The 1,037-nt window shown below is 54.8% G+C and carries 1 protein-coding gene; it reads left to right on the top strand.

What is annotated here, in order from left to right; genetic code table 11:
* A partial coding sequence (gene tuf / locus ACOI7Z_RS27225; protein WP_020316953.1) for an elongation factor Tu occupies nt 1-1,037 on the top strand: 1,037 nt, incomplete at both ends.

The raw sequence follows: 1,037 nt of genomic DNA, 5'->3' as shown, positions 1-1,037 counted from the left end.
CTGGCTAAAACCTACGGTGGTTCCGCTCGCGCATTCGACCAGATCGATAACGCGCCGGAAGAAAAAGCTCGTGGTATCACCATCAACACCTCTCACGTTGAATATGACACCCCGACTCGCCACTACGCGCACGTAGACTGCCCGGGCCACGCCGACTATGTTAAAAACATGATCACCGGTGCTGCGCAGATGGACGGCGCGATCCTGGTTGTTGCTGCGACCGACGGCCCGATGCCGCAGACTCGTGAGCACATCCTGCTGGGTCGTCAGGTAGGCGTTCCGTACATCATCGTGTTCCTGAACAAATGCGACATGGTTGATGACGAAGAGCTGCTGGAACTGGTTGAGATGGAAGTTCGTGAACTGCTGTCTCAGTACGATTTCCCGGGCGACGACACTCCGATCGTTCGTGGTTCTGCTCTGAAAGCGCTGGAAGGCGACGCAGAGTGGGAAGCGAAAATCATCGAACTGGCTGGCCACCTGGATACCTATATCCCGGAACCAGAGCGTGCGATTGACAAGCCGTTCCTGCTGCCGATCGAAGACGTATTCTCCATCTCCGGTCGTGGTACCGTTGTTACCGGTCGTGTAGAGCGCGGTATCATCAAAGTGGGTGAAGAAGTTGAAATCGTTGGTATCAAAGAAACCGCGAAAACCACCTGTACTGGCGTTGAAATGTTCCGCAAACTGCTGGACGAAGGCCGTGCTGGTGAGAACGTAGGTGTTCTGCTGCGTGGTATCAAACGTGAAGAAATCGAACGTGGTCAGGTACTGGCTAAGCCGGGCACCATCAACCCGCACACCAAGTTCGAATCTGAAGTGTACATTCTGTCCAAAGACGAAGGCGGCCGTCATACTCCGTTCTTCAAAGGCTACCGTCCGCAGTTCTACTTCCGTACTACTGACGTGACTGGCACCATCGAACTGCCGGAAGGCGTAGAGATGGTAATGCCGGGCGACAACATCAAAATGGTTGTTACCCTGATCCACCCGATCGCGATGGACGATGGTCTGCGTTTCGCAATCCGTGAAGGCGG

Origin of the sequence: Klebsiella sp. C283 (assembly GCF_048822555.1) — a bacterium.
GTDB lineage: Bacteria > Pseudomonadota > Gammaproteobacteria > Enterobacterales > Enterobacteriaceae > Klebsiella > Klebsiella quasipneumoniae.
This window is presented reverse-complemented; position numbering and strand designations above follow the sequence as displayed.